The following is a 26678-nucleotide window of genomic DNA, read 5'->3' on the forward strand; positions in this document are numbered from 1 at the left end:
CCGTGTTGTGGTGGATGTGTTTCAAACCGGGTCCGCGTGGTGAATGGAAGAGTGAGATGATCATCGCGACGGACGCAAGTGGTCTTCCATCACTTGCAGGGACTCGACGCCGCGGAGGGACGTGCCGTACTGCAAAGCGGAGACTATGCCGATGAGGGTCGTGCGGAAGAACGGCGATACCAGGCGATGGGCATCCAGTCGGAGCCGGCGATCATTTAAATCGTCACTATCTGGTGAGCGGCGGACAACCCGTCGGAGCCTTCGAGCAAGTTATCCAACAGATTCTGGCCGAAGCGTAGAGTGGCATCTCTTGCATGGGAGAATCAGAGTGATGAAGAAGACGGGAATTTCGATCTTCCTGTTCGTACTGGCCGTGCTCAGCCCGCTGGCGCATGCGAGCCTGGCTACAGGTGCCCATGAGTTCAAGAACGATGTCAAGACGGCCGGAAAGACGAGCGGGCATGCTGTGCGCGATGCCACGCACGCGGTCGGCCGCGGTGCGAAGACGGCCGGCCATGCCGTTGCCGGTGCAACAAAGCACGGCTATCACGCGACGAAAAAGTTCGTGACGGGGCACGCATAAAGGTCGCTTCGCGGCCACGACCGCCCGACCGTATCCAACTGTCGTGGAACCAGGGGGCCTGCAGCTACGTCACGTGAGGTTCGACTCCCGGCAGTTTGCGTGTGGCGTCATCGGGCAGAAGCCGGCCGAGGGTGTGTGAAAACGCAAAAGTACTCGGTTTTCGGGTGTCGCTTTACCCTTCCCGAGTTGCTGCCAAGCCAATACGGCGCGATCTGAAGGGTCGATTTTTTCGAACGCCACTCTCGGCATGCGTTTTCACACACCCTCGGCCAGAAGGCGCCATTCGTGAGTTAATTGATTGGCCGCTCGAACGGCGGCTCCTATCGCGGAAGCTGCCGATCCGTGGCAACGGGCGCCACGCATCTATTCGAGGTGCCCGCCCACCGCAGGGGTTCAGCGCATACTGTATCGACGCCCGGCTATCTGTTCGGCTGGCTTTGCCACAACATCACAATAACCTTGATGGCGAGGCAATCGCGGTCTGCCCATGCCGCGAGCAAATCTCCTACCAAAGATTTCACCGGGATACGCAAGCACCGCCCGGCGATGGCACCCGACGCTGGCCCCGCCTGAGCATTAGAAGTCGATGCGTTCCGGCCGGAACAACCGGTGCTTCCGCGCATCGCCCAAGCATCCGAGCGACCTTCGCCGGCGATCAGACAGTCAGTATCTTGAGAGCGAATTCAAGCCCGATATGCTGCGCGAGCGGTGGGTTTCCGGTGTTCCCTAAGCGCCGATCATGTTGCTTAGACGATCTCAATTGCCAGCGCCGTGGCCTCACCACCACCGATGCACAGACTCGCGACGCCTCGCGTCTCGCCGCGCTGGCGGAGTGCGCTCAGGAGCGTCACGACCAGGCGCGCGCCCGTTGCGCCGATCGGGTGACCCAGCGCGCAAGCACCTCCATGCACGTTCACGCGCTCGTGCGGAAGCGATAGTTCGCGCATGGCGGCCATGACGACCACGGCAAATGCCTCGTTAATTTCCCACAGGTCTACATCGGCCGCCTGCCACCCCATCTTGGCTAGCAGCTTCTGGATCGCACCCACGGGCGCAGTGGTAAACCAGGCCGGCTCCTGAGACTGTGTGGCGTGCCCGCGGATAACGGCCAGCGGTGTTAAACCACGCTCGTGCGCGGTGGACCGGCGCATCAGCACCACGGCCGCTGCTCCATCGGCGATCGAGGCCGAACTCGCCGCTGTGACTGTGCCGTCCTTTCCAAAGGCGGGTTTGAGGCTGGGGATCCTGGCCAGTTCTGCCTTCGCTGGCGCCTCGTCCTCGGCGACGAGTTTCTCGCCGCTGCGGCCCGGCACGGCAACTGGCGTAATCTCCCACCGCAACAGGCCGTCACGCTGCGCCTGTTGCGCGCGCAGCGTGGAGGTGGAAGCAAAGGCGTCTTGCGCCTCGCGCGTGAAACCGAAGTGGCGCGCGCAGTCCTCGGCGAAAGTGCCCATAAGACGGCCGCGGGAGGCGAGGCTGTAGTGATCCTCCAGGCCATCGAAGAACATGTGGTCCAGCACCTGGCCGTGTCCCAGGCGCTGGCCCGAGCGGCCCTTGGGCAACAGGTAGGGCGCGTTGCTCATGGATTCCATGCCGCCGGCCACGATCACTTGCGGACTCCCACTCAACAGCAGATCGTGCGCCAGCATCGTTGCCTTCATACCCGAGCCGCAGACCTTATTGATCGTGGTGCACCCCGCAGAGAGCGGCAAACCGGCGCTCAGCGCCGCCTGGCGTGCGGGCGCCTGCCCCAGGCCCGCCGGCAGCACGCAGCCCATGAGTATCTCGTCCACCCCCTCTGGCTGCAGCCCTGCGCGATCGAATGCGGCACGGATGGCGCTGGCGCCGAGTTGCGGCGCCGTGAGCGACGCGAAGTCGCCCTGGAAGCCGCCTAGCGCCGTGCGTGCGGCACCGACGATAACGACGGGATCATTTGAGGTCGAAGAGGCAAGCATACGAGTCTCCATTCGCCGCTCCGCGGCGGCGTTGCAAGGGGTTCGGAAAGTTTTGCAGTTCACGGGTCATCTGAGCCCTTCCGGGTTCGGCGACTCGACGAACTCAAGCAAGGCGGTAGCCGGAACAATGACGTGCGCTCAAGGCGCCGAGTTCACCTTGCCGCCATACGGATGGCGCCATCAAGGCGGATCACCTCGCCGTTCAGGTAGGTGTTTTCGAGAATGTGCAGCACAAGGCCCGCGAATTCTTCTGGCCGACCAAGGCGCGCGGGAAAGGGGACCATCTTCCCAAGAGCGTCTTGTACCTCGGTGGGCATGCCTTTGAGCATCGGCGTCTCCATGATTCCGGGCGCGACCGCAAGTACGCGAATGCCATTGCGGGCCAATTCCCGCGCGATAGGCAGCGTCATCGCCACGACACCGCCTTTGGAGGCCGCATAGCCTGCTTGCCCAATCTGGCCATCGAACGCGGCGACTGAAGCAGTATTGATGATCACCCCTCGCTCGCCATCGGTCTCGGGCGTGTTTCTGGCCATGCAGGCTGCGGCCAGCCGTACCATGTTGAAAGCGCCGATCAGGTTGACCTGAACGGTGCGCGCGAAACTCTCTAGCCGGTGCGGGCCTTCGCGTCCAAGCACTTTCTCGGCGGGGGCAACGCCCGCGCAATTGATCAGCCCATGCAACGCGCCGACGGTGTCGCAAAACGCGTTCAACGCACGCTCGGCGCTCGTTGCGTCGGATATGTCAGCCTTGGCGAAGTGAGCATTGCGGCCGAGTTCTGCCGCCAGCGCAGTGCCGGCGTCCTGGTCCAGGTCTACAAGCAGCACCGAGGCGCCCCCCTCCACCAGACGGCGCGCCGTCGCGGCGCCCAGCCCTGAGCCGCCACCCGTGATGACGAATCCTTTGTGTTGAATCTGCACCGCTGTCTCCCAAAAGCAAGTATCCGGACGCGCAACGGCCAGGCCCGTGCTTCGCCGGAAGCTCTGGATTCCGAAGCCATGGATGCCGCTTGCATGGTTCATGTGATATGGCCGCCATGCTGTATGACCTTGTCCAACAGTGCCACACTCGCGACGACGAACTGAACGGCCATGGTAAGCGGCAGGCGAGCGTACGCACATGCCCATAGACCTCTTCATGCGTGTGCCCGTCGGACATATCGGTCGGGGCATGGGTCGCCCGCCAGCGTTCTTCGGCCGATGACTGCCCGCGTTCAGTCGGGTAGCAGGTTTGACTTGCGCCCGGCAGCGATTAACATCACCACACTTTCTGTGGGTACGCCTGACTATGAATGACACTCAAGACAAGGGCACAACCTCTATCAGCCTGGTACGCGAGGCAATCCTCGCGGCGACACAACGGAATCTCGATGTGTCGGCCGTCCTCCAGCACGCTGGAATCGCGGCGGAATTGTTGAATGCGCCGAGAGCCCGTGTGCCGGCGTTGGCCTTTTCGCGACTGTGGGCGGCTCTGGCCGACTTGATGGACGACGAGTTCTTTGGCCTCGACAGCCACGCACTGCGCCGGGGTAGCTACGCTCTGATGTGTCACGCGGTGCTGCATGCGGACAATCTGGAACACGCGCTGCGTCGCATGCTGAAGTTCCTGCGAGCGGTTCTCGACGACATTCACGGGGAGTTGCGCTGCGAAGGCGAGCATGCGGTGATCATCCTGCATGACGATGGGCGGACACGCCGGCTCTTTGCCTACGGGACGTGGTTCATCCTCGTGCACGGTCTTGCATGCTGGCTCGCACGCAGACGGATCCCACTGATCGAGATGCGGTTTCGCGCCTCCCCACCAATCGATGACAGCGACTACCGCATGCGCTTCTGCGAGGATGTGACGTTCTCCGCAGAGGAGACCCTGATCCGGTTCGATCGCAGTTTCCTCGGCCTCAAACTGTCCGGCACGGAAGCGAGCCTGCGTGTGTTCCTGGAGAACGCACCAGCCAATATCCTGGTCAAGTATCGCAATGAATCGAGCACTACGGCCCAGGTCAGGCGCCGACTAAGAAACCAGGCCCCCGACGACTGGCCGGACCTCGACGCGCTATCGCGGTTACTGAATCTATCCGCGGCCACGCTGCAACGCCGCCTGCTGGCCGAAGGCACGAACTACCGGCAACTGAAAGACGAATTGCGCCGTGACATCGCAATCGAGTTGTTTTCCAGCAGTTCTCTCACAGTCGCCGAAGTCGCTGCGCGGACTGGCTTTCAGGAAACCAGTGCTTTTCACAGGGCTTTCAGGAAGTGGACCGGGGCCAGCCCGGGAATGTACCGCCACGGCAAGGCCAACTCTTAACGTTAGAACTCGTACCGTTGTCATAGCGGAATTCGAGCGTTCCGACTTGCTTGTACGTCTGAGCTGTCGAAACGGCTCGATCCTCGTTTCCGAACGAGCGTTGCGCAAAAGCATAGCTGCCGAGGCAAGGCAAAGTAAAGCCGGGCAACCGATGAATCGCATACAGGCGGGCAGCGCCCCAGCGGCATTGCACTCATCCTCACTTGAATTCTCGGGATGATGGGTCGCCAACGCATGAAGCACAACGAAAGCCCAACGTGTCCACAGACCTCATGCAAACTGAAGTCGGCGGACATGGATTGGCGTCCCAGCCAGGCTGACACTACAGTCGCGTCCGGCAAATCAGAACAAGCCTCGCACCCGGTTGCGCAGAGTATTCATAGCTGGCTCCGCAAGAGCCCCGCACTTGATCGCTACCGCAAAATAAGTGAAGCGTCATCGCTTACTGGGGCACCAGTTTTCCCGCCAGCGCGTCACCGAATCGGCGGCGGCAAATAAAAATTGCCCTCGATGAGCAGCGCATTGCGGTAGCAAAAAAATATATGGAGACGAGAATGAGAACCCGGTTCAGAATTCGCCGAAGCCCGGCTATTGTGAGTGTTCTATTCGCAGCATCAGCCGTTACCGTATCTGGCTGCGGCGGCAATGACGCGGCACCGGCAAACGCCGCTGTCGTGACGCCAGCCGCGAAGTGTAGTGCGTTGGCTGGTATGACTGTTCCTGCCAGCTCTATTGGGTTGCCGACAACCGGTGCCACTGTCGTGTCAGCGACGCTCGTTTCTGATACTGATTCTGCTAACAGCAATGGTGAGTATTGCAAAGTGCTCGGAACTATCCATCCGGTCGATTTCAATGCGCCCGATATCCGGGTGAAGGTGGACCTTCCGACTAACTTTAACGGAAAAGCTGTTCACTTCGGTGGCGGGGGATTTGACGGCACCATCGCCAATACCGAGGGCTCACCATTTGACGGGTTCTTATCCGGGGCAGAGCCCGCAGGCGTCAGTACGCCGTTGCGCAGGGGTTATGTGACTGTCGGGAGCGACAGTGGGCATGAGGGAACCATCCTAGACGGTTCCTTCGCAACAAACGATGAGGCACTCGCCAACTATGCTGGCGACCACATCAAGAAGACGCATGACTTCGCAGCCTACATCGCAAAGGCAAGATATGGCTCGGACTTCGCGCACAGCTACTTTATTGGTGGTTCGAGTGGCGGACGACAAGGTTTGATTGCGGCACAACGGTTCCCGCAAGACTACGACGGTATCATTTCGACATATCCAGCTTCAGGAATAACAGGACTATGGCTCCAGATGGGCAGGATCTCGCAATCCCTGCTGGCACCCGGAGGATACGTCACGCCTGCTAAAGGCAAGGCCGTTCTCGCAGCGGTCATGAAGCAATGCGACGCTCTGGATGGCGTCGCTGACGGCATTATCAGTAACCCTGCAGCATGCGCGTTCGATCCAGCAGTGATTCGCTGCTCCGGCGGGGGCGACACCGGTGACAGTTGCTTGTCAGACGCACAAATCAATACGCTAACCACCGCTGGCACACCGCTTAACTTTAGCTTCAATCTGGCAAGCGGAATACAGACATTTCCAGCATATAACGCATTCACCGGGGCGGATTTTTGGTCCACTAGCTTGGCCTGGGGCACTTCCGCTGCCGATGCGATGGTCGAGCCTGGGGTGATCGGCAAGAGCGCATTTTATTACACGTTTTCAAATGACATGCTCCGGTTTGCGGTCGCTCGCGACGCTGGATCAAGCATTCTGAATTTTAATTCTGCCAACCCGGGATCATTAACTTCGCGCGTCCAGGCGGTGAGCGCACTCATGGACAGCACCAGCACTGACTTGAGTCAATTCCAGAGCCGCGGCGGCAAGATCGTTCTCCAGCACGGGCAATCAGACCAGTTCATTCCGGCGCAGTTGTCGATTGATTACTATAACCGGCTGGTATCCCGATTCGGGCAGGGGCCACTTAGTCAATTTCTGAAGTTCTACCTGGTTCCGGGCGCGGCCCACGGCTTCGGCGGACAATTCAATGGTTCATATGACGGTCTGACGGCGTTGGACAACTGGGTGACGAAAGGAATTGAGCCCAAAGATCTGACTATCACCGACCTGACTCCGACAACAGCCGGACGTACCAGGCCCATGTGCGAATACCCACAGTGGCCCAAATACATCGGTGGCGACCAGAATCTGGCGGCGAGCTTCTTGTGCTCGAATTAGTCCGGTTCGCCGTGCGCACCCATTGGCCGTGCCGGACGGCCACCTTCCACCCGGAATTTCCAGCGCTGACGCGACTGGGTGCGCACGTTCCGGCCCGATGCAAAGCCCCACCCCGTTAACGACCTGCAACGGCATCCGGCTTGCGGCCACACTGAGCGGGCTCACCGCATTTCGTTGCGCAGGAACTTTGCGTCGATCCGCTGCTCGCGGATCCTGCGCTATATAGCGCGCGGCTCGACTATCCCGCCGAGCTGATCCGCAGCGTCCATCTTTACGCCCGTACTCAGACGAATAACCAGTGCGCTGCGGACAGTCGCAACGGGGGCATGGTTTGTCCGAGGGACTGCGTCAATCCGTCGTCACGAGAAGCGATTTCTCCAACTGGAAATCGGTGCCCTCGCCTAACAGAGATTGGGCTACCGCCGGCGGCGCAACGCCGGAATCGCTGGTGTTCGATGACCTCATCCAGGTTGAAGTTGATGGACATGGACTGCCACTTGCGTCCGCCTGACACTGGTGGCAGCACGACAGCAGCGGTTGATTGGGGCGCGATAAAGGCGCCCCATCGATGGCGCCCACAGCTCGCGCGGATTTCACGCACGAGATTAAAACCAAGGAGACGACATGAACCAGATAGACGTGTATTCACTCGCCGGCCGGGCCAGATTCAATAGCTTTCATACCCTTGTCCTGTTCTGGTGTGTCTTGATGTTGATACTCGATGGCTACGATCTTGCCGTCGTCGGCGCGGCGCTGCCATCGATCATGAAAGACATGCACATCGGCGCGACCAGCGCGGGCATCATGGCTGGTTCGACACTTGTTGGGGTCATGCTCGGGGCCATTTTCCTTGGCACGCTGGCGGACCGTTTCGGACGACCAACGATGATGTGCGTTTGCGTGGCCCTTTTCAGTCTTTTCACGGCGTCCGCCGGGTTGACGAGCGATCCAATCAGTTTCAGCGTGACGCGCTTTGTCGCCGGCCTGGGCATCGGCGGAGTCTTGCCGATTGTCACCGCGCAGATGGCGGAGTTTTCGCCCAATGCGTTGCGTACCCGATTGGTCACGCTGGTGTTCGCAGGCTATTCGATTGGCGGGATTCTGGTGGCGCTGACTGCAAAGCAGCTTATCGACAGCTACGGCTGGCAATCGGTCTTTTTTGCCGCGGGCCTGCCTGTCCTGTTGATCCCATTCATCATCAAAACGATGCCCCATTCAATGATTTTCCTGCTCAAAAGCGGCCGGCACGACGAACTGCGCACAGTCATGAAGCGGCTGGTGCCCGACTATCCGCTGAGCGGTCGAGAGCAGTTTGCAGGTTCCTTGTCAGACAAAGCCAGCGACGCTTCGGTGCGACGACTCTTCCAGGATGGCCGCGGCTTCAGTACCACGATGATATGGGTCGCGTTCATGACGGGCCTCTTCATGGTCTACGCGCTCAGTTCGTGGTTGACCAAGCTGATGGCCATGGCTGGGTATAGCCTGGGTTCAGCTTTGAACTTCGTGATCGTCTTCAACGTCGGCGCGATCGCCGGTGCGATCTTCGGCGGTTGGCTCAGCGACAAGGTCAACATCAAGCGGGTGTTGATTGCGTTCTACATCGTCGGGGCGGTTGCGCTGTCGCTGATGGGCTACACGAAGTCGACCGTATCGTTGTTTGCCGTCGTATTCGTTGTCGGCGCATCGACGCTCGGTACGCAATTGCTTGCCTACGCTTATGCGGGTGACTTCTATCCACATGCGATCCGGTCTACCGGTGTTGGCTTTGCTTCTGGCGTGGGCCGGATCGGCGCGATTGTGGCTCCGGTGCTCATTGGTTGGCTCGTCTCCCTGAAGTTGCCGCTGGAACAGAATTTCATGGCAATCGGCCTGGCCGGCCTCATCGGCGCGGCGGCGGTGACGCTGATCAACCAGACACGTGCCGATTCGCATCGCTCAAACAGCGTGCCTGTTGTCGCGGTTCAGGGCGGCGCGGGGCGCTGACATTTCCGCCATATGCAGCTTCGTGGCCGAGATTCTTGCGAACAACGCGGCTCGTACGGGCGTTACCCTCAACAAACGCTACATGATTCAGTGCAGCGCAACTTTCAATCCCGGCATCGAAATGGACCGTCTATCTCCTCCTCCCTTGAGCTCGTTTGCCGACGTGAACCGAGCCGTCGATTGGGCGCTCGTCACGCGGCGCAGCGTCCGTGCTTTCCTGCCCACGCAGGTTCCTCGCGAGCAGATCGAGTCCATCCTCGACGTGGCTCGCTTCAGCGCAACCGGCGTCAACATCCAGCCCTGGCATGTGCATGTCGTGACAGGCGCCATGAAGTCCCGCCTGTCTGCCGCCATCAACGAGATCAATGACGATCCCGTTCGCAGCTCCGACCTGGACGAGCCCTATGACTACTACCCGCGCGAATGGATCGCACCGTATGTGGACCGCCGGCGTGAGGTTGGTTGGAACCTGTATGGCCTGCTGGGCATCGAGAAGGGTGACAAGGAGCGGATGCACGTCCAGCACGGTCGCAACTACAGCTTCTTCGATGCACCGGTGGGCCTGTTTTTCACGGTTGACCGGATCATGCGTGAAGGAAGTCTGCTGGACACGGGCATGTTCCTGCAAAGCGTCATGATCGCCGCCCGCGCGCGGGGCCTCGACACGTGTCCGCAGGCGGCTTTCAACAAGTTCCACCGTGTCATCGCTAACGAACTGTCCATTCCCGACAACCACATGTTGGTGTGCGGAATGAGTCTGGGTTATGCGGATCCCAACTGCATCGAGAACACTCTGGTCACGGAGCGCAGTGCGGTCGGCGATTTCACTACTTTCTACCAAGAATGAATGGAGACAAAGTCATGAGTGCAACGGCCTATTCTCGAGGACTTGAGAAGAACGCGGCAAACCACGTTCCATTGACGCCCTTGACCTTCCTTGATCGAACCGCCGACGTCTATCCGAATCGAACCGCGATCATTCATGGCGACTTCCGGCAGACATGGGCGAAGACGCGCGAGCGTTGCTATCGCTTCGCGTCGGCGCTCGTTCAGTTGGGCATCGAACCGGGCGACACGGTGTCGATCATTGCGCCGAACACCCCGGCCATGCTTGAGGCCCACTTCGGCGTACCGCTCTCGGGGGCGGTTCTCAATGCCATCAATTGCCGACTCGATGCTGACGGTGTCGCCTTCATTCTGCGCCACGGCGAATGCAAGCTCATGCTCGTAGACCGCGAATTTGCACCGCTCGTCGAGAAAGCATTGCAGTCAGTTCCCAATCCGCCGCGTGTGATCGACATCAACGATCACGAAGCGCCCGATGGCCCCACCATCGGGGAAACTGATTATGAGTCGCTGCTGGCGAGCGGTGATCCGGCATTTGCGGGCCGCCGCCCGCTCGACGAGTGGACGCCCATTGCATTGAACTACACGTCCGGGACGACCGGGGATCCGAAGGGCGTCGTTCCGAGCCACCGCGGCACCTATCTGATGAGCCTGTTGCAGATGACGAACTGGCCGCTCCCGCGTGCGCCGGTTTACCTGTGGACGCTTCCTATGTTCCACGCGAACGGCTGGTGCTTCACATGGGCGATTACTGCCGCGGCGGGAACGCACGTCTGTTTGCGCAAGGTGAATGCCGCGAATATTCTCTCCGCCATCGTCGAGTACGGTGTCGATCATTTTTGTGCGGCGCCGATCGTGCTCTCAGGCATTGCGAGCATGCCTCAATCGGAAAGGCAGCCGCTGCCGCGCCGTGTGCGGGTTCTTACCGCCGGCTCGCCGGCGCCGGCAGCGGTTCTGGAGGCCGTCGACGCAATGGGTTTCGACGTCGACCACGTCTTTGGCATTACCGAGATCTCCGGCACGCCCATCAGCTGTGCCTGGCACGACGAGTGGGATACATTGCCGCCCGAGCAGCAAGGGAAACTGCAAGCGCGACAAGGTGTACGTGCGGCAGCGTTCGAGAACATGTCGGTCGCCGATCTTGCGACGCTCGAACCAGTGCCCGCCGATAGCAAGTCTTGCGGCGAAGTTCTCGTCCGGGGGAATACGGTGATGATGGGATATTTCAAGAATGCCGACGCAACGGCAAAAGCTTTCGCCGGCGGCTGGTTTCATAGCGGAGATCTTGCTGTCGTTCATCCAGATGGCTACATCCAGATCACGGACCGCTCCAAGGACGTCATCATCTCGGGCGGAGAAAACATTTCGTCCGTCGAGGTGGAGGAGGTCATTTATCGCATGTCAGGCGTGCTCAACGCGGCCGTGGTCGCTCAGCCGGATGACAAATGGGGCGAGACGCCTTGTGCGTTTGTCGAACTGAAGCCGGATGCGTCTAACATAACGGAGAAGGATGTCATCTTGTTCTGCCGGGAGCGACTGGCGCATTTCAAATGCCCGCGCCGCGTGATTTTCGGGGAATTGCCCAAGACCGCTACAGGCAAGATCCAGAAGTTTCGTCTGCGGGAGCAAGCGGGCAGCCAGGTAGCGATCACGAGGTTGGCGGGATGAAGCTGTTGGTGCGCTGAGCGCGCCATGCGCTGTAAAGTGTGACTACGGTCAAGTGCGGCTGTAGTCGCGCGTATTCGTGCGGGTTCATCATGGAGCAGCGCAGTGCGTACACGCCGTGCCATTTCCGGCCGGTCCGCCAGGAAATACCGCACATCGATTCCAGCAGGGGGGTGCTCTTGACGCGCGAGATTGACCCGGAGCGACGGAATGGCGCCGCCCGCAAATCCGGTCACGAGAAGCAATCGCTCTGCTCGGGACGTAGGGCAAGCGCAGTTTGATCTTATAGCGGCCTTGCATCATCAGCCGCCAACGAAACCGGGAGCCGATACCGTTCGAAGCGACAGGCGACAGACACGGCTGCATAACCCCGAATCGAATCTATGTGCCACACAAAACCGAGACACCCCCACCTGCCAAACGCGGTGTGACGGGCGGCTCCCCGTCCAATAGCTGACATTGAGACGATGAAAGCGGGAGGGGCGCCTATGGGTCGAACTGAGACGGTCGGTATCTGCAGCAGTTCGACCATCTCCGGCGGTTCGTCCGCGCATTGGATCGGCGCGCTCCTGCTCAGCCATCTTCGTACGTGGCAACAACCATTACGTCCTGCGATGCGGCGAAATCGGCGATTGCCCGCTTCTGATTGTCGGTTGAGTATTGCTGGTGGTCCGTGGACATGCAGACATACTGCGCAGCACGCGCGCCAGCAAGAAAGGTCGATGCACCGGCGGCTTGTGGCATCGTCGTCTCCAGTCTGCCGCTGCACTTAGTCATAGGTCGGCGATACGCCACGTCAAGGCACAACGGTGAATGTCCGCAAGACACGCTGTGCGGCCCTATCTTCGGGAGCATGCTGGCGCTCCGGTTGGTCGTAGAAGTTAGTTTCGTGCTCGGGTCGCAACTGCGGCGTGTCTGTCGCGTGTGTGGTTACAGAGATGATCCCGGCATGCCTCAAATAGTTAGCCGTATCCGTCTGCGCGTTAAACTCGCATAGTCGCTTATGCGAGGACGACGTTACCTTGACCAATCCGCTTAACCTTGACTTTCGCGCTCGCGCCGAGTTGCTTACGTACCTGGTCGCATCTCACTTTGTCGCCCGGCAGCTGACGGGGGAATGGCTGTCGTCTGATCACGTTGTGGAATCGACGAAAATCTGGCTGGATGCAAACGGCGGGGGTGCCGATATCCTGCAGCGTGTGATGCTTGCGAGTCGTGCCCGCGAGATCGCCGAACAGATGGAGCTGATATCGCCGCTCACTTTCGATCCCGGACAGGTCACTTCGATGTTCTGCGAGAATCTGCGGCTCGATTTTCGTTCGCCGATCGCAAGGGACATCTACCAGCACTGCCTGACCCACCTCCTTCATACCCGCTGGTATTGACGTGATTACGACCCGCGTGAACGAACTCGCCGCCTGATTTCCTTCGTAGCACCGGGGGTCCTGTCGCGTGCGTAAGGCAGCTTCATTGCCCGCTTCGGTTCTTTTGCACAATCTGCTTCCTCTGCGATCTGCTCAAGCGATGCGGCATGAACCGGATAATGCAAACGTAGCCAGGCGAGTACGTGACGATTGTGAGTCCAGCTACGGACGTAGCTGGCGCAGACCGCCAGACAGCGGAGATTGTCATTGTGTCCGGCGGACAGCATCTGGTTTTTCGTGTGTAAGCCCATCAGTCGTTTTTCAATCCTCGCGAAGCTCCTCGCATGGCTGTTGTCGACTCGCTGCGACCGCGCGACGGTTGCTCTCATGCCCTCAGGTGTAGCCGCCAGAAGCGCGCGGGCAAAATCTCCCGTCAGGTTACCCACGGCGGACATCAGATTGGCGATGGCTGACCGGCGCGCCGGCACCATCCGGTCAAGTGCGTGAATTGTCCTTACGGGTAGCGCTTGTCCCGCGAGGATCGCAGCGGCGTCCTCAGGCGCATCGACCGCCTTGCCTTGCGTGAAAGGGGCGGTATCTGAACCCGTGTCCTGTTTCGCCGGAACAGCACAGGTTTCTCGGAATTCTGGGAATCGCGGCTGCAGGCGCTGCTGAACGAGACAGGGTATGGCTGTAAATCCCGCGACCTTGAGCACGGCAACGAAGTCGGCCTGAGATAACAGTTCTCCGAGAATACTTCCAAGCAGCGTCATTTGAGCGTTTGCGGCTTCTTTACGCGCGAGTGCGGCACGTTGTCGTTCACACTCATCCTCGATCGCTTCCCGTATTCTGATTCCAGCGGGCCTGCGTTCAACCTGCTTGTCCCGAGACCGTTCAGGTGCCGCTACTTCGTCGTGCACGCTGCCTCCGGATGTCGTGAGCAGACTCTTGCCACTGCGTCTTCTGAGCCGGACTTTGAGGTGCGAGGATTCATGTGGCACCAGCACGTGGGGCGTAACCCAGCACTTCGAGGGGTACCACCTCAGAAAGCTCGACGATCGACTTCAGGTCGGGGTATCGGAAATCTTCAAATCTCGAAGCGCCGTTTCTGTGGATCACGGTGTACGCGCCGGGCGTGAGGCTACCCCGAGGAAAGACGTGAAAGTCGAGCAGGTTCGGGTTCGCGCGCTCAATGCGGGCGTACACCAGAAAGTCGATGGCGAAGCAGTCTGGCCAGCGCGCAACCCAATACGGGGAATGCCTGTGGATGAGCCATGAACTCCTCACTAGAAGCTGAAACCGAAGCGTGTTGTCCACGCACATGACATTGGTGTGCTTTTCGAATCTGACGTCATGTCCCAACCTGCGCAACTTCTCCGTCGTGATATCGGCTATTGAAAGCTCCGTTCGTCGTTCGACATACCTGTTCCGGGATCTCTCAGGATTCAGGCGAGGTGCGTATCCGACTGCCTCGTACGCTTCGTACATGCTGCCGAATTCCCGCATGACGCGCTCAACTGAGGGTGCGCTTCGGTAGCGCCGCAGCGTTGCCTGGTTCAGGTTGCCGGTCCTTTCGACGACCTTGCGCAGGCCTGAGACGATTTCGTCCCGGCTGGGAATCTGTCTGATGCGGGTGAGCTTGCGCTGAACGGCCGCAAAGAGTTGATTGCCGACCACGGGCTCAAAGGCACTGGCTACACGTATCCATTCCGCCGTGGGCAATTGCACCCATGGGGCGTCCAGCTTTGAAGACGTCCGGCTGTAGACGTTGGTCCCGATGTACTTTTCGTTGCGCAGAATCTGGAGGATGTTCCGGGGCAACCATGGCCGTCCCGCGCCGTTGCCGATACCGAAGTCATTCAACCGGCGCGCTATGTCCGTAGCGGTGGTCCCACGGGCGGCGTACCACTCGAACATTTTTCTCACGATGGCGACCTCATGCGGGGGCCCCGGCGCGAGGATCACACGGTCGGTCTGTAGGTTTTTGTACTGGTACGGTGCCAGCGGTCGGCGGGTGCCGCTATGGGCGTCCACCAGCACACGCTGCAAACCATACCCAGGTGGCCCGCCGGAGTGGTAGCCGCGCTGAACGTTGACACAATGACCCAGGAAAACCTTGCGCGAGATTTCGCGACTGAATTCGCCCGCCATCGCGCGCTTAAGCGCTTTCATGACGCATGTTGTCGGGCTGGCGTCGTTCTCGAATGGCTCGGCGACGTAAATCACTTTCACACCGGCACGGCGGCAGGTGTATTCGTAGAACGCAGCTTCATCAACGTCCTGGAATCGCCCCCACCGGCTTACGTCGTAGACCAATATTGTGGAGAATTTGCGGGCTGGATCTTCAACGTCCACCAGCAACCGGATGAGTGCCGGGCGCTCGCGCAGCGTGAGGCCACTGATACCGGCATCCTCATAGTCCCGAACGATGCGGATATTGTGAGCGGCTGCGTACTCAGCAATCGCCTGCCTCTGGAAAATCGGCGAGCATTGCTGATGGTCGGTAGACATGCGCACGTATTGCGCGGCTCGTATCGGCGCGGTGAAGCCGGACCGACGGTCCTGAGTGGACGGCATTCGGCTTACCGGTTGACAACAATGATTATTGATAGCGATGCTGCCTTGAAAGTCAAGGCCACTTGATTGGTGTTCTCGCGATAATAAGGTTTCACGCGTGCGGCAAGCCGTGTCTAGCAAGCAACGGCAGTTCAATCCATCAGATGCCTGGCTGCCAATCGTACCTGCCAGGTTTTCGCAGCCCTGCGAATCCTCAGTCGCAACGAGCATGGCGAGTTGCTGGCCAACATCCGGCAGGAACTTGCCGATCTCTGCGTCACTACGTTGGGTGAACGAGTTCGCGCTGAGCAATCGTCCAAAAGGTAACGCAGTGCAGTTATCCGTTAGCGCCACGTTCCAGTGGCATGGTGCCCCGGTGGACCACCTGTTGGTGGCCGTAAGCAACGTCCAATCCGATTGGTGGGCTTAGAATGTTCCGCGGGCCCATCTGGACACGCGGAGAATCTCATGATCGGCAACATTGACGCAAAGGTCGAGCAAGGTGGTGAAGCGGCGGGTCAATTCGAAGCTGCCTGCAATCACGTGCGGCAGTCAACCGGCGCACGCTGCGCTGCCGTCATAGTCATCGACGGTGTTTCTGGCTCGGGATACTCGGTAGTCGGTCCGCTTGACGCACAGGTTCTGCTCCCGGATATTCTTCAACAGATGGCCATCACCTTGCGTGCCCAACTCGCGAAAAACCTGCAATAAGTGCGATGAACAAGACTTACCTGGAACTTGTATCTGACCTCGCCGCGCTCGATAAACAGATTCAATTCGCATGGCGCACTGAACGCGTCGCAGCTATTGAGCAGATCCGTGGCTTGATGAGGGACTACGGCATCACGCCCAGTGAACTCGTCGGACGCAAGCGAGGACGGACTCCCGCACCGCCGCGATACCGAAATCCGGAAACGGGGCAAACCTGGACTGGATGGGGCGCGCGCCCTGTCTGGTTGCTCGGGAAGGACTCGAAGGAGTTTCTTATCGGTCGTCGGTAATAATTCGACGTTCTTGGCGGGTGCAACTCAGGGAGTAGCTGCAATAGAGCAAGTCGACTGTCTCTTCCGGGGCGCGTGTCAGTGAGCACTTACGGGCTACTCGCCGAGCTTCCGGTGCAGGTAGGGCACGGCGTTCGCCGCGAAGGACCGTGTATGCAATACGAACACTTCGAAGCAGGAGTGTGTCGTTTTTGTCACAGGCGACGCTCAAACTTTATTTAACACACACCTGGATCGTATTTTGATAGGCTTGGGTCGTGGCAGAGGACGAGCATCCAACGACGGGAGGACTTCGCCATGCTGAGATGGATCGCGAACTGGGCTGTGCACAACGCACTCACCCCGGAGAAGCAGGCCGAAAAGCGTTGCGGGACCTGCGTCTGGAGCTTTTCCAGGCGGAGCAGCGAATCCTCGATGCGCAGTTGCATGCAGATTACTACCGTGCACGTCTGGCCTTTTGCGAAGAGGTCATAAAAAACGGCATTGAGCAGGTAGCCGATCAGCGCAAAGGTCAGCACGAATCCTCACAGGTGTCGCGGCCGGGACTCAAGCTCACAGCAACTCAATAGCGAGTCAATCAGAGACATTCAGTCCGCACACCGCGCGCAGGACTTGAAAACGGCCGCACATATGCGACCGTACCGGTCGAGGTGTCTGCCCCTACGCTGAGCGACTGCCTCGACAAGCGCAGTCGCGCCGCGTGTACGCGTGCCGGCAGCAGGATCGCAGCGAGTGCGTTGATCGGGCAGAACACGCTACAGATGCAAACATCGTCACATCGACGATGCTGACCGGATAGGAATCCAAACTACATGCAGACGTCGCGCGCGAGCGGGGCCGCGTGTACAGGCAAATCGCTTCGAACTAAATCCGCGATCGCATCGAGGTGTCCGGAATTAATGATCGGCGACAACCGGCCCAGAGTGTGTCAAAACACCTTTTTGAATTGCTAAAATATCTCGTCCGATAGCGGAGGCGAGCGAGATGAAGCGGTTCGTTCAAGGCGACAATCGTACTCAAACAATCCTTCTTCCTGAATCGCTCGACGACTATGTAGCGGATACCAATCCGGTCCGCGTAGTCGACGTCTTTGTCGATGAGCTGGATCTTCATCAGCTTGGATTTGAGGGCGTCGAACCAGCGCTTACCGGACGACCTGCGTATCACCCGGATGTGATGCTTAAGATCTACATCTACGGCTATCTGAACCGAATTCAATCCAGTCGACGGCTTGAGCGCGAGGCACAGCGCAACGTCGAATTGATGTGGCTCACGGGTCGTCTGGTGCCCGACTTCAAGACCATTGCGAGGTTCCGCAAAGATAATGGCAAGGCGATCCGCAGCGTCTGTCGCCAGTTCGTTGTGCTGTGCCAACGCCTGAACCTGTTCTCCGAGGCGCTCGTTGCGATAGACGGCAGCAAGTTTAAGGCTGTGAACCATCGCGATCGCAACTTCACGAGCGCGAAACTGGAACGCCGCATGCGGGATATCGAGGCAAGCATTAGCCGTTATCTGGTAGAAATGGACACCGCCGATCGTCAGGAGCCGACGATCGCGAAGGCGAAGACAGAACGGCTGCAAGACAAGATTGCGGCTCTCAAGGAGCAGATGCAAATCCTCAAGCAGGTCGAAGTCAAGCTCGACGCGGCACCGGACAAGCAGGTGTCGCTCACGGACCCGGACGCGCGTTCGATGAAGACTCGGGGAACCGGAGTCGTCGGCTACAACGTCCAGGTAGCGGTCGATGCAAAGCACCATTTGATCGTCGCGCACCAGGTCACCAATGATGGAATTGATCGAGACCAACTCACGTCGATGGCCAGGCTGGCGCGTACGGAAATGGGCGTTGATAAACTTACGGCAGTTGCCGACCGCGGTTACTACAAGAGCGAAGAGATACTCGCATGCCACGAGGCCGGCATCACGGTGTTTGTTCCTAAGACAAAGACCTCGGGCGCGACCGCTGACGGCCGCTTCAGCAAAGACGATTTTATCTACGATGCCGAGAAGAACGAGTATCGATGTCCGGCAGGCGAGCGTCTCGTATGGCGCTATACAACAACCGAACGTAGCCTGAAGTTTGATCGCTACTGGAGTTCGCAGTGCCAACAGTGCTCGTTGAAAGACAAATGCACTCCGAGCACCGAACGCCGGGTAACGCGCTGGGAGCACGAAGGATTGCTCGAAGAGATGCAGGCCCGGCTTGATCTCGCCCCCGACATGATGCGTATCCGACGACAGACCGTCGAGCATCCCTTCGGCACGATCAAGGGCTGGATGGGCGCGACTCATTTCCTGACCCGTACTATCGGACCGGTGAGCACGGAGATGAGCTTGCACGTGCTTGCCTACAACATGAAGCGGGTTATCAAGCTTCTCGGTTCAGAAACGGTTATGAAAGCGATGCGGGTGTGAAACCCGTATGTGACTCACCGTCTCCGCAATACATTCGGCACTGAATTGACGTTTGTCGTGCCACAATCGATACGCCCCAATCTACCAACGAGCCAGCGCGCCCTCAAATTTCCGCCGGCTGTGCGTTTTGACACACTCTGGGCCATGAGCGGCCGCTCGGGCGCACTTCGATGCAACGCTTGGAATGTCGGCTCCAGTGCAGACTCCAGACCTTCCGTCCGCAGTCTGGCCATGGTCTGGCGTCGCATGCACCATCGTCATAAGCATTCTGGCAACGTTTTCGAAGCTACCGACGCCGCTTCGCTCAAAGTGTGTACGTCCGCAGGAACAAGCCGGTCCTTTCGGCGAGAGCCGATTGGCGTCGAGGTTTATTTCGTTTCGGGAAAGATCCGCTTTGACGGGCCTCTCAGCGCCCAACCGTTTTGAATACCCGATTCTTGTCGAGCGTGACTGGATCGAGCGTATTCTCGCCGCCTTCCGCTGGCGAGGCGGGGGCGGCGTCTTCCAGCGCGGGCCCGGTATAGCGCCCTCGTGGCCGTATGACCTTGCTCACCCGGAGTTGCTCAATACAGTGCGCGAGCAGACCCACGCTCCGGGCTGTTGCGAACAACGCGAACGATGCATCGCGCGGCAACGCCAGCTGAGCCGCCAGGGCCGCAAGCGCAACGTCGATATTTGGCTTGAGCCCGGTCAGCTCAACCACCTTGTTGATGAACGACATGAGCTCTTGAGGCGGATTCAGCACTTCGAGCAATGCGGCCGCCCTCGGATCGCCGTCTGGATACAAATGATGTCCAAACCCAGGGATCGGAATGGCCGACTGCAAGTGATGGGCAACCACGTGCTCCGCACCGAGTCTTCCGACGTCGTCGAACACGGCCCGCACGCGGCCCGACGCATCGCCGTGCAGCGGGCCCGAGAGAGTCGCGAGTCCGGTAAGCAGGCATCCCGGCAGCGACGCGCCGGTGGAGGCGGTAATCCTGGCGGCGAACGCCGAACTCGTAATCTCATGGTCGGCCACGAGGACCAAGGCACGGCGGATGAGCTCAGCGCCATCGCGGTCCTGGCCCCAGCCGAGCGCGAATCGTTCATGCATTCTCTGTGCATTCGCGTCACAGCGCGCGCCAAACGCTTGCGCGATGAGCGCCACAAGCCGGCCGGCCTCGACGTGCAGTGCGCTGTCCGTGCGTCCGAGGGTCGAGTGCCCGCAGGCCGCGAGCGCCGCCAGCGATGTAAACGCGCATTGCCTGCCTCGTTCGTCGCCCTGTAGCGGCATGTCACCCGTTTCGAAGGAAACGGGCTCGCGCGCATTCCAGAGAATGGCCGCCACGGCTTCAAGCGTCGCCGTGTCCGAAAGCCGGATGCTATCCCGCCCCCGGTAGTACGGCCGACCTTTTGAGAAGGTGGTAATGCTGCTGTAAATGCAGGGTTCCGCACCGAATATGGTCCCGGCGGCGAGCGCTTCGCGCTTGCGTCCCACCTGCTTTTTGCGGCACAGACCGGCGACGTCCTCCGCACGGTAGAGGCTCTTGCGCGGGTCGAGCGGATCCGGCATGACCGCGATGGTGCCTCGACTTACGTACGCATAGACAGTCTGCGCTTGCACTCCGAGTTGTCGAGCCGCTTCAGTCAGAGTGATCCAGTTTCGCATGGGATGGCAAGCAAGGAGTTGCAGCGGAACGGAGCAACAGGGGAGTGACGACGTGGATCGCGCCGTGCATTCGAGCACGACCGATCCAGCGCCAATATTGACGTTTTTTCAGGTAAAAGTCATCTCGACGGGTCGCCGCTCCAGGATCTCGACGAGAATGTCACCCGGCGACCGCACGAAGCAGGCCCTGACGCCGGGGCGAACCTGCTTGATCGGCTCGACGATTTCCGCGTCGCAGCGCAACAGATGCTCGAACGCGGCGTCGATATCGTCCACGACCACACCGAAATGATCAATGCCCTGCTGCCGCTCGCCATGAGGGCGCCCGGTTTGGGCGCTCGTCAGCGACGTGATGAAAAGGTTGATGCTGCCGATGCGCAAATCCACCCGCCCCGGGCGACGCACGATCTCGGCGTTCAGGCAGCGCGCAAACCACGCGGCAGTGGCTTCGGCGTCCGCCGAGCACAGTTGCAGATGGTCCCACTTGAATTCAATCATTCGATTTCACCGTATAGTCAAAAGCGTCACAGTTCGATGCGGGAAAGCTTCCCCAGCAGCACGGAGTACGAGAGCGCGCCGAGCAGGCATATCGCGCCCATCAGGTTGAGCGCCCAATAGAAGTGGCCGGTGTGGTGGGTGATGTAGCCGATCATGAGCGGCGTGGTGACGGCCGCGATGTTGGCCGCGAGGCTGGTGATGCTGCTGGTCAGTCCCACGTACTGTCGAGGCGCGATTTCGGAGACGGCGGCCCACGACATCGACCCGACGCCCTGCGCGAAGAACGCCATAGTCAGGATGGCGATCACCCCCTCGTTAGACTCGACGAAATTGACGAGCACGATAGACGCGCCGAGCAGCGTGCCGATAATGAGCGGCGCCTTGCGCGCAGTGGAAATCGACACCCCGCGCCGAATGAAAAAGTCCGAGAGGAAACCAGCAAGCAGAATGCCGACTGTCGCGCCGATAAATGGGAGTGCCTGGAAGATCCCGACCTTGATCATCGACATGTGGCGCGCTTCGATCAGATAGGTCATGAACCACGTGGTGAAGAAGACCAGCAAGGTGTTGTTGCAAAACTTGCCGATGCAGATCGCGAGAATCTGCCGGTAGCCGAGCAGCTTAAGTGCCATGCGCCAATCGAACTTCTCGCGGGGCTTGCGCGCCGCAGTGGCGCCTTCATTGATGTACTGCAGTTCGGCCGCATTCACACCCGTGTGCTGATGCGGATCGCGGTAAACCCCGTACCAGAGAAGACTGAACAGAATACCGACGCCGCCCGTTACGAAAAAGACAGCACGCCAACCGTACGCGGCGGAGATCCACAGCAACAAGCCGGTGAACAAGGGGGTCCCGATGTATTGCCCCATGACATATACGCTGGTCGCGAAGCCACGTTCCCGGGCCGGAAACCACAACGTTACGGAGCGCGCATTCGAAGGGAACGCCGGCGCCTCCATTGCGCCGATTGCGAGCCGCGATCCGAGCAACATCTGATAGCCGTTCGCGAAACCCTGCGTCAACGTGGCGAATGACCAGCCGAGGAGGGACAACCCATAGGCGAGGCGCGAGCCGAGAATATCGGTCAGCATGCCGCCGGGCACGAGAGCAATGGAATAGGCAAGGCCGAAACCGGCAAACAGTTCGCCCATCTCCATCTTGTCGAGCGCGAGGCCTTTCGAGAGGCCTGGCGCAACGATGCCCAGCGCCGACCGGTCGACGTAATTGAGGATGGTTGCCGCGAGCAGCATCGAGAGCACGACGTACCGCACCCTGGAGCGTTTCGCAGTATCCGCGTAAACCAGGTTTCGGCCCGGCAATGTTTGTTCCTCTACGGCTTTCATCGGTGTCTCCAGAACATTCGCCAGTTGTTTTTTTATTGTTGGCGCGAGGGTGATTTATCCGCGGCCGACGAACGGCATCGTGGTCGCCATGATCGTCATGTTGAGAACATTGGCCTCGAGCGGAAGACTGGCCATGTGTGCGACCGCATTCGCCACGTGCGTCACATCCATTCTTGCTTCGGGTGCCATGCTGCCATCCGCTTGCAGTACGCCGCGGTTCATGCGTTCCGTGAGCGATGTCGCCGCGTTGCCGATATCGATCTGGCTGCAGGCGATATTGAACGCGCGTCCGTCCAGCGCGATCGATTTGGTGATGCCGGTGACCGCATGTTTCGTTGCCGTATAGGCGATGGTATGCGGCCTCGGCGAGTGGGCTGAGATCGATCCATTGTTGATGATTCGTCCGCCTTGAGGGGACTGTTCTTTCATCAGGCGATAAGCTGCCCGAGCGCACAGGAAGACGCCGGTCAGATTGGTGGCCACGACGTCGTTCCAGAAATCGACCTCGTAATCCTCAAGGGGGACGGCCCCCGCGTTGCGGCCTGCGTTGTTGAAGAGCACGTCGAGCCGGCCGAATGCCTCGGCGATCTGCGAAAACGCCTGCTGGACCGACGCGGCGTCGGCAACGTTGGCCTGGAAAACATGTGATTCTCCGCCGGCAATGCCGATGGCCTCTTTCGTTTCCAGCAGCGGCTCGGCTCTGCGCCCGATCAGCGCGACGGCGAATCCCGCGTTGGCGAGCGCGAGGGCGGCGCTGCGGCCGATGCCGGAGCCGGCGCCCGTAACGGCTGCGAACTTCTTTGATGCAGACATTTGACTTCCTCTCAACGATTCAATTGAACACGGGAAAGAGAGTTGCATCCGCGCTATGCGGTGAGCAATCTTGATTCATTGAATCAACATCCGAGGGCCTTGCGGACCGGGATCGCATCAGGGTTTTCCTGATGCGCGTGTTGCCGCGAGCAAGATGGAAGAGGGGCAAGACGGAAACGAATCGCAACGCGCAGGCGCCGCGAACAATAAGGGGCTAATCATTACCGAGGAGTTGATTCGTCCAATCAACATTGACGGTCCGGTCTGCGATTTCGTAGTCTCTCGACGTCTGCCTACCAAAGGAAAAACCATGTCGGAAGATAAACGCACCAGCCTGTTGATTGCGCGAAGGGTTCCCACAGCCGTGGCGAAACGCGCCGCAGCCGAATTCCATGCCTTCGTGACCGAGGCCGATATGGACTCGTGGTCTGTCGTCGACTTCTGCAAGAAGCACGATGTGCCGGCCGTACTCATCGGGAAAAAATCCGGCCTGCAGGCGGAACACATTGCCGCGCTGCCCTCGACGGTCAAGATCATTGCGAACGCGAGCGCGGGCTTCGATCACATGGATGTAGCGGCGGCCCGTGAAAGGGGAATCGTCGTCACGAACGCACCCGATGCGTTGACCGAGTGCACGGCCGATTTCTCCATGCTGCTCTTGCTGGCTGCGTGCCGTCGCGCCTCAGAATACGAACGGATCATGCGCAACGGATGGGGCAAATCGTTCGGCATGACCGAGATGCTGGGTACGCGAGTGAACGACAAGACGCTCGGCATCGTTGGATTCGGGCGTATTGGACGGGCAGTCGCCAAGCGTGCGCAGGCATTCGGCATGCGCGTGATTTACACGGACATGCACCGTGCGGGTCCGTCGGTGGAGAATGGCGCGACCTTCTATGCCACTCTCGACGAAATGCTGCCGCACTGCCAGGTGCTCACGCTGCACGTGCCGGGCGGAGCCGTTCCACTCATGACGAAAAGAGAGTTTGGACTCCTTCCCGCAGGCGCGATTTTTGTCAACGCGGCGCGTGGCGGCCTGGTGGACGAAGATGCGCTTTATGACGCCCTGACTTCGGGTCATCTATTCAGCGCGGGTCTGGATGTGTACCGGAACGAGCCCAATGTCGACAAGCGCTTCGCTGAACTCGACAACGTGTTCCTGACGCCCCATATGGCCAGCGCAACGATTGAGACCCGCGACCAGATGGGCTTTACGGCGCTGGATAATGTCGCCGCCGTGCTGGAAGGGCGGCCCGCCTCGAATCCTGTCTAAGGCTCGGCCTCATCGGGGCAGTAACGTTGCGACGCCGGTCGAAAAACGGCGTGGTACGCATCGACGCATGATTGGCCACCGCTGCAGCGTTCTTGAGCGTGCCGCCGTTTTCCCGCTTTCATGAGGTTGATCGGCATCAACCCGGTATTAATGCTCGGCCTATGTCAGGCGGCCAGCCGGGGTAATGGCCGAAATCGATTTGAACGCCGTCTAACCTGCCACGTCTGTCTGCGCCTTGGGCAGAGATGGCCATCTGGTCAAGGACGGCGCGCGACAGACGATCGCAAGTTAATTCCGAGCGGTGGCGAAGAACTGACCGCCCGTCTCCCGATAAAATCGACTAACGGCCGTTGTACACCGCAAGCAGCCGTTGGTTTCGCACCGCGCCGAAGGGCGGGAGTGGGTCGGTACCGGAAGTTCGTCGTAGCGCGCCCCTCGTGGCCAGAAGCGGCCGTTGCACGCCGTCTTCTGGAACGCCAACAATTCGGCGGGCGCGTTATACCTCGCCGTTCAGCCCTGGAGCCCAGACGAGCGAGCCAGCACGGGGGCTGTCTACCATCGGCGATCAGGCGAGCCTGATGATCAGTGCTTCGCCGGCGGCGAGATGATTTGCGCCTTCCGTGATCGACTCGCCGTCGCGGCCGGGGAAAGTCGATAACAGCACCGTGCCTGATGGCAACGGGGTGGTGGCGTCGGCGGCGCCCGTGTTTAGCGCCATGAAAAGCCGCTGATCGCCAGAACGCCGCTCGTAAGTGAGCACGTCGCCGTGCGCGGTGAGGTTTTCAATCGCGCCTTCCAGGAGTGCCGCGTTGCTCCGCCGAATTGACAACAGCCGGCGATACAGCGACAACATGCTCGACGCCTCGCCGTCCTGGCCGCTAACGCTGGTTGCCGCGCTTACCGGCAACCACGGCTGGCCGCTTGTAAAACCGGCATGGGGCAGGGATGAGTCCCATTGCATCGGCGTACGCTCAGGATCTCGGCCCTGACCGATACCCGGTTGCCGAAGCTCGGCCGGGTCCTGAACCTGGTCGGGCGGAATCTCGCCGTCGATCATGCCAATTTCATCGCCGTAGTAGAGCGTTGGTGTCCCGCGCAGTGTCAACAGCAGCACAGCGGCCACGCGCGCTTGCGCCGCCCCCAGCCGCGACGCCACGCGCGGGTTGTCGTGATTGGATAGCACCGAGTTTGGCCAGGCGTGCTCCGGCAATGCGCGATCGTAATCCGACACCATCCTTCCAATATCGGCCGCATTCCACGCTGGGTTCAGGAGCTGGAAATTGAAAGGCATGTTGGCACCATCGCCGTTCGTGCCGTAGTACGTCATCAGTTGCGGCACGGGCAGATAGATTTCACCGATCAACACACGCTCGCCGTATTCATCCAGCGTGGCACGCATCGACCGCACGATTTCATGCACCTCCGGCTGATCCTCAGTGTAAGTCTGCAATAGCCGGTGATGATCCGGCTCGCCCGGCCGGAACGCGGGGTTGGGCGGGTTATCACGGAACTGGGCGTCCTTGATCAGCAGCCACAGCACGTCCACGCGGAAACCGTCCACGCCGCGATCCAGCCAGAAGCGCAGGACATCGTCCATCGCGCGACGCACCTCGGCATTGCGCCAGTTCAAGTCGGGCTGTTCGCGCAAGAACGTGTGATAGTAATACTGGCCAGTGTGCGCATCCCATTGCCACGCGGACCCTCCCATCCGGCTCAGCCAGTTGTTCGGCGGCCCACCACCGGGCACGGGATCGCGCCACAAATACCAGTCGCGCTTCGGGTCGTCGCGCGAGGACCGGCTTGCTTCGAACCACACATGCCGGTCCGACGAATGATTCGGCACGAAGTCGAGCAGCACTTTCAACCCGCGTCCGTGGGCGCGGTCCACAAGTTGCTTGAAGTCGTCGAGCGTGCCGAACATTGGGTCGATATTGCAATAGTCGGCGACGTCGTAACCGAAATCCGCCATGGGTGACGGGTAGACTGGGGAGATCCAGACTGCATCGATGCCAAGCAGCGCGAGATACGCCAGACGCGCACTTATGCCCGCCAGGTCACCGATGCCGTCGCCATTGGTGTCCTGAAACGAGCGCGGATAGACCTGATAGATCACGCCGCGTTGCCACCACACCAGTTCAGGCATTGCTGTTCCTCTCACTGATCGATTGTTTTGGAGCCACGCGCG

General features: G+C 59.9%; 22 protein-coding genes and 1 pseudogene. 13 read left to right on the forward strand and 10 right to left on the reverse strand.

The genetic code is table 11. The features are described from left to right. Positions 1 to 99: 99 nt before the first annotated feature. Positions 100 to 299, forward strand: a pseudogene (locus FSO04_RS47705) (DsbA family oxidoreductase); the annotation flags it as partial. 32 nt (positions 300 to 331) lie between these two features. Continuing rightward, positions 332 to 583, forward strand: a complete 252-nt coding sequence (locus tag FSO04_RS26270; RefSeq protein WP_154564007.1) for a hypothetical protein — start codon at positions 332 to 334, stop codon at positions 581 to 583. Positions 584 to 1329: 746 nt separating this feature from the next. Here the strand turns inward: FSO04_RS26270 and FSO04_RS26275 are convergent. Together FSO04_RS26275 and FSO04_RS26280 are read right to left on the reverse strand one after the other, a co-directional pair. Further along, the gene (locus FSO04_RS26275; protein WP_154564009.1) at positions 1330 to 2538 is read right to left on the reverse strand and encodes an acetyl-CoA C-acyltransferase; all 1209 of its coding nucleotides are present in this window, start codon (positions 2536 to 2538) and stop codon (positions 1330 to 1332) included. 152 nt (positions 2539 to 2690) lie between these two features. After that, positions 2691 to 3458 (reverse strand): SDR family NAD(P)-dependent oxidoreductase, encoded by a 768-nt coding sequence (locus FSO04_RS26280; RefSeq protein WP_168435853.1) that lies wholly within the window; start codon positions 3456 to 3458, stop codon positions 2691 to 2693. A gap of 367 nt (positions 3459 to 3825) precedes the next feature. Between FSO04_RS26280 and FSO04_RS26285 the strand changes: the two genes are divergently transcribed. The 5 genes from FSO04_RS26285 (at position 3826) to FSO04_RS26305 (ending at position 11582) form a co-directional block, all read left to right on the forward strand. Next, positions 3826 to 4842, forward strand: a complete 1017-nt coding sequence (locus FSO04_RS26285; protein WP_154564087.1) for an AraC family transcriptional regulator — start codon at positions 3826 to 3828, stop codon at positions 4840 to 4842. 554 nt (positions 4843 to 5396) lie between these two features. After that, positions 5397 to 7085: a tannase/feruloyl esterase family alpha/beta hydrolase gene (locus tag FSO04_RS26290; RefSeq protein WP_154564011.1), complete on the forward strand. Its 1689-nt coding sequence runs from the start codon at positions 5397 to 5399 to the stop codon at positions 7083 to 7085. 624 nt (positions 7086 to 7709) lie between these two features. Beyond that, on the forward strand, positions 7710 to 9068 hold the full coding sequence (locus tag FSO04_RS26295) for an MFS transporter (protein WP_154564013.1): 1359 nt from the start codon (positions 7710 to 7712) through the stop codon (positions 9066 to 9068). Positions 9069 to 9150: 82 nt separating this feature from the next. Continuing rightward, complete coding sequence (locus FSO04_RS26300; RefSeq protein WP_154564089.1) at positions 9151 to 9915, forward strand: nitroreductase; 765 nt, start codon at positions 9151 to 9153, stop codon at positions 9913 to 9915. A gap of 14 nt (positions 9916 to 9929) precedes the next feature. Beyond that, positions 9930 to 11582: an AMP-binding protein gene (locus FSO04_RS26305; protein ID WP_154564015.1), complete on the forward strand. Its 1653-nt coding sequence runs from the start codon at positions 9930 to 9932 to the stop codon at positions 11580 to 11582. A gap of 570 nt (positions 11583 to 12152) precedes the next feature. Here FSO04_RS26305 and FSO04_RS26310 read toward each other — a convergent pair. Beyond that, positions 12153 to 12323, reverse strand: coding sequence for a recombinase family protein (locus FSO04_RS26310; protein ID WP_154564017.1), 171 nt, complete (start codon positions 12321 to 12323; stop codon positions 12153 to 12155). A gap of 278 nt (positions 12324 to 12601) precedes the next feature. Between FSO04_RS26310 and FSO04_RS26315 the strand changes: the two genes are divergently transcribed. Then, a complete protein-coding gene (locus FSO04_RS26315; RefSeq protein ID WP_154564019.1) occupies positions 12602 to 12964 on the forward strand; it encodes a hypothetical protein in 363 nt (120 codons plus the stop codon). Between the two features lie 5 nt (positions 12965 to 12969). On the opposite strand, the gene FSO04_RS26320 is transcribed toward FSO04_RS26315, so the two are convergent. Beyond that, the gene (locus tag FSO04_RS26320; RefSeq protein ID WP_154564021.1) at positions 12970 to 13863 is read right to left on the reverse strand and encodes a hypothetical protein; all 894 of its coding nucleotides are present in this window, start codon (positions 13861 to 13863) and stop codon (positions 12970 to 12972) included. A 70-nt stretch (positions 13864 to 13933) separates the two neighbouring features. Next, on the reverse strand, positions 13934 to 15811 hold the full coding sequence (locus FSO04_RS26325; RefSeq protein WP_233464987.1) for a recombinase family protein: 1878 nt from the start codon (positions 15809 to 15811) through the stop codon (positions 13934 to 13936). 156 nt (positions 15812 to 15967) lie between these two features. Here FSO04_RS26325 and FSO04_RS26330 point away from each other — a divergent pair, with 156 nt between their 5' ends. The 4 genes from FSO04_RS26330 to FSO04_RS26345 all read left to right on the forward strand — a co-directional run bounded on the left by FSO04_RS26330 (position 15968) and on the right by FSO04_RS26345 (position 18915). After that, positions 15968 to 16210 (forward strand): hypothetical protein, encoded by a 243-nt coding sequence (locus FSO04_RS26330; RefSeq protein ID WP_154564023.1) that lies wholly within the window; start codon positions 15968 to 15970, stop codon positions 16208 to 16210. A gap of 5 nt (positions 16211 to 16215) precedes the next feature. Continuing rightward, entirely contained in the window at positions 16216 to 16500 is a 285-nt protein-coding gene (locus FSO04_RS26335; RefSeq protein WP_154564025.1) for an H-NS histone family protein, read from the forward strand. Positions 16501 to 16757: 257 nt separating this feature from the next. Beyond that, positions 16758 to 17069 carry a hypothetical protein gene (locus tag FSO04_RS26340; RefSeq protein WP_233464988.1) on the forward strand — a complete coding sequence of 104 codons (312 nt, stop codon included), beginning with the start codon at positions 16758 to 16760 and terminating at the stop codon, positions 17067 to 17069. A 415-nt stretch (positions 17070 to 17484) separates the two neighbouring features. Next, positions 17485 to 18915, forward strand: a complete 1431-nt coding sequence (locus FSO04_RS26345) for an IS1182 family transposase (RefSeq protein WP_154564027.1) — start codon at positions 17485 to 17487, stop codon at positions 18913 to 18915. A gap of 406 nt (positions 18916 to 19321) precedes the next feature. On the opposite strand, the gene FSO04_RS26350 is transcribed toward FSO04_RS26345, so the two are convergent. From FSO04_RS26350 to FSO04_RS26365, 4 genes are all read right to left on the reverse strand, one after another. Then, positions 19322 to 20566 (reverse strand): citrate synthase, encoded by a 1245-nt coding sequence (locus FSO04_RS26350; RefSeq protein WP_154564029.1) that lies wholly within the window; start codon positions 20564 to 20566, stop codon positions 19322 to 19324. A gap of 108 nt (positions 20567 to 20674) precedes the next feature. Continuing rightward, positions 20675 to 21064: a VOC family protein gene (locus tag FSO04_RS26355; RefSeq protein WP_154564031.1), complete on the reverse strand. Its 390-nt coding sequence runs from the start codon at positions 21062 to 21064 to the stop codon at positions 20675 to 20677. A 26-nt stretch (positions 21065 to 21090) separates the two neighbouring features. Continuing rightward, the gene (locus FSO04_RS26360; RefSeq protein ID WP_154564033.1) at positions 21091 to 22407 is read right to left on the reverse strand and encodes an MFS transporter; all 1317 of its coding nucleotides are present in this window, start codon (positions 22405 to 22407) and stop codon (positions 21091 to 21093) included. Positions 22408 to 22461: 54 nt separating this feature from the next. Further along, positions 22462 to 23220, reverse strand: coding sequence for an SDR family oxidoreductase (locus FSO04_RS26365; protein ID WP_154564035.1), 759 nt, complete (start codon positions 23218 to 23220; stop codon positions 22462 to 22464). Positions 23221 to 23530: 310 nt separating this feature from the next. On the opposite strand from FSO04_RS26365, the gene FSO04_RS26370 reads away from it, so the two are divergent. Beyond that, the gene (locus FSO04_RS26370) at positions 23531 to 24493 is read left to right on the forward strand and encodes a 2-hydroxyacid dehydrogenase (protein ID WP_154564037.1); all 963 of its coding nucleotides are present in this window, start codon (positions 23531 to 23533) and stop codon (positions 24491 to 24493) included. A 565-nt stretch (positions 24494 to 25058) separates the two neighbouring features. Here the strand turns inward: FSO04_RS26370 and FSO04_RS26375 are convergent. Next, a complete protein-coding gene (locus FSO04_RS26375) occupies positions 25059 to 26636 on the reverse strand; it encodes an alpha-amylase family glycosyl hydrolase (protein ID WP_154564039.1) in 1578 nt (525 codons plus the stop codon). Positions 26637 to 26678: the final 42 nt, after the last annotated feature.

The sequence above is a fragment of the Paraburkholderia madseniana genome (assembly GCF_009690905.1).
Classification (GTDB): domain Bacteria; phylum Pseudomonadota; class Gammaproteobacteria; order Burkholderiales; family Burkholderiaceae; genus Paraburkholderia; species Paraburkholderia madseniana.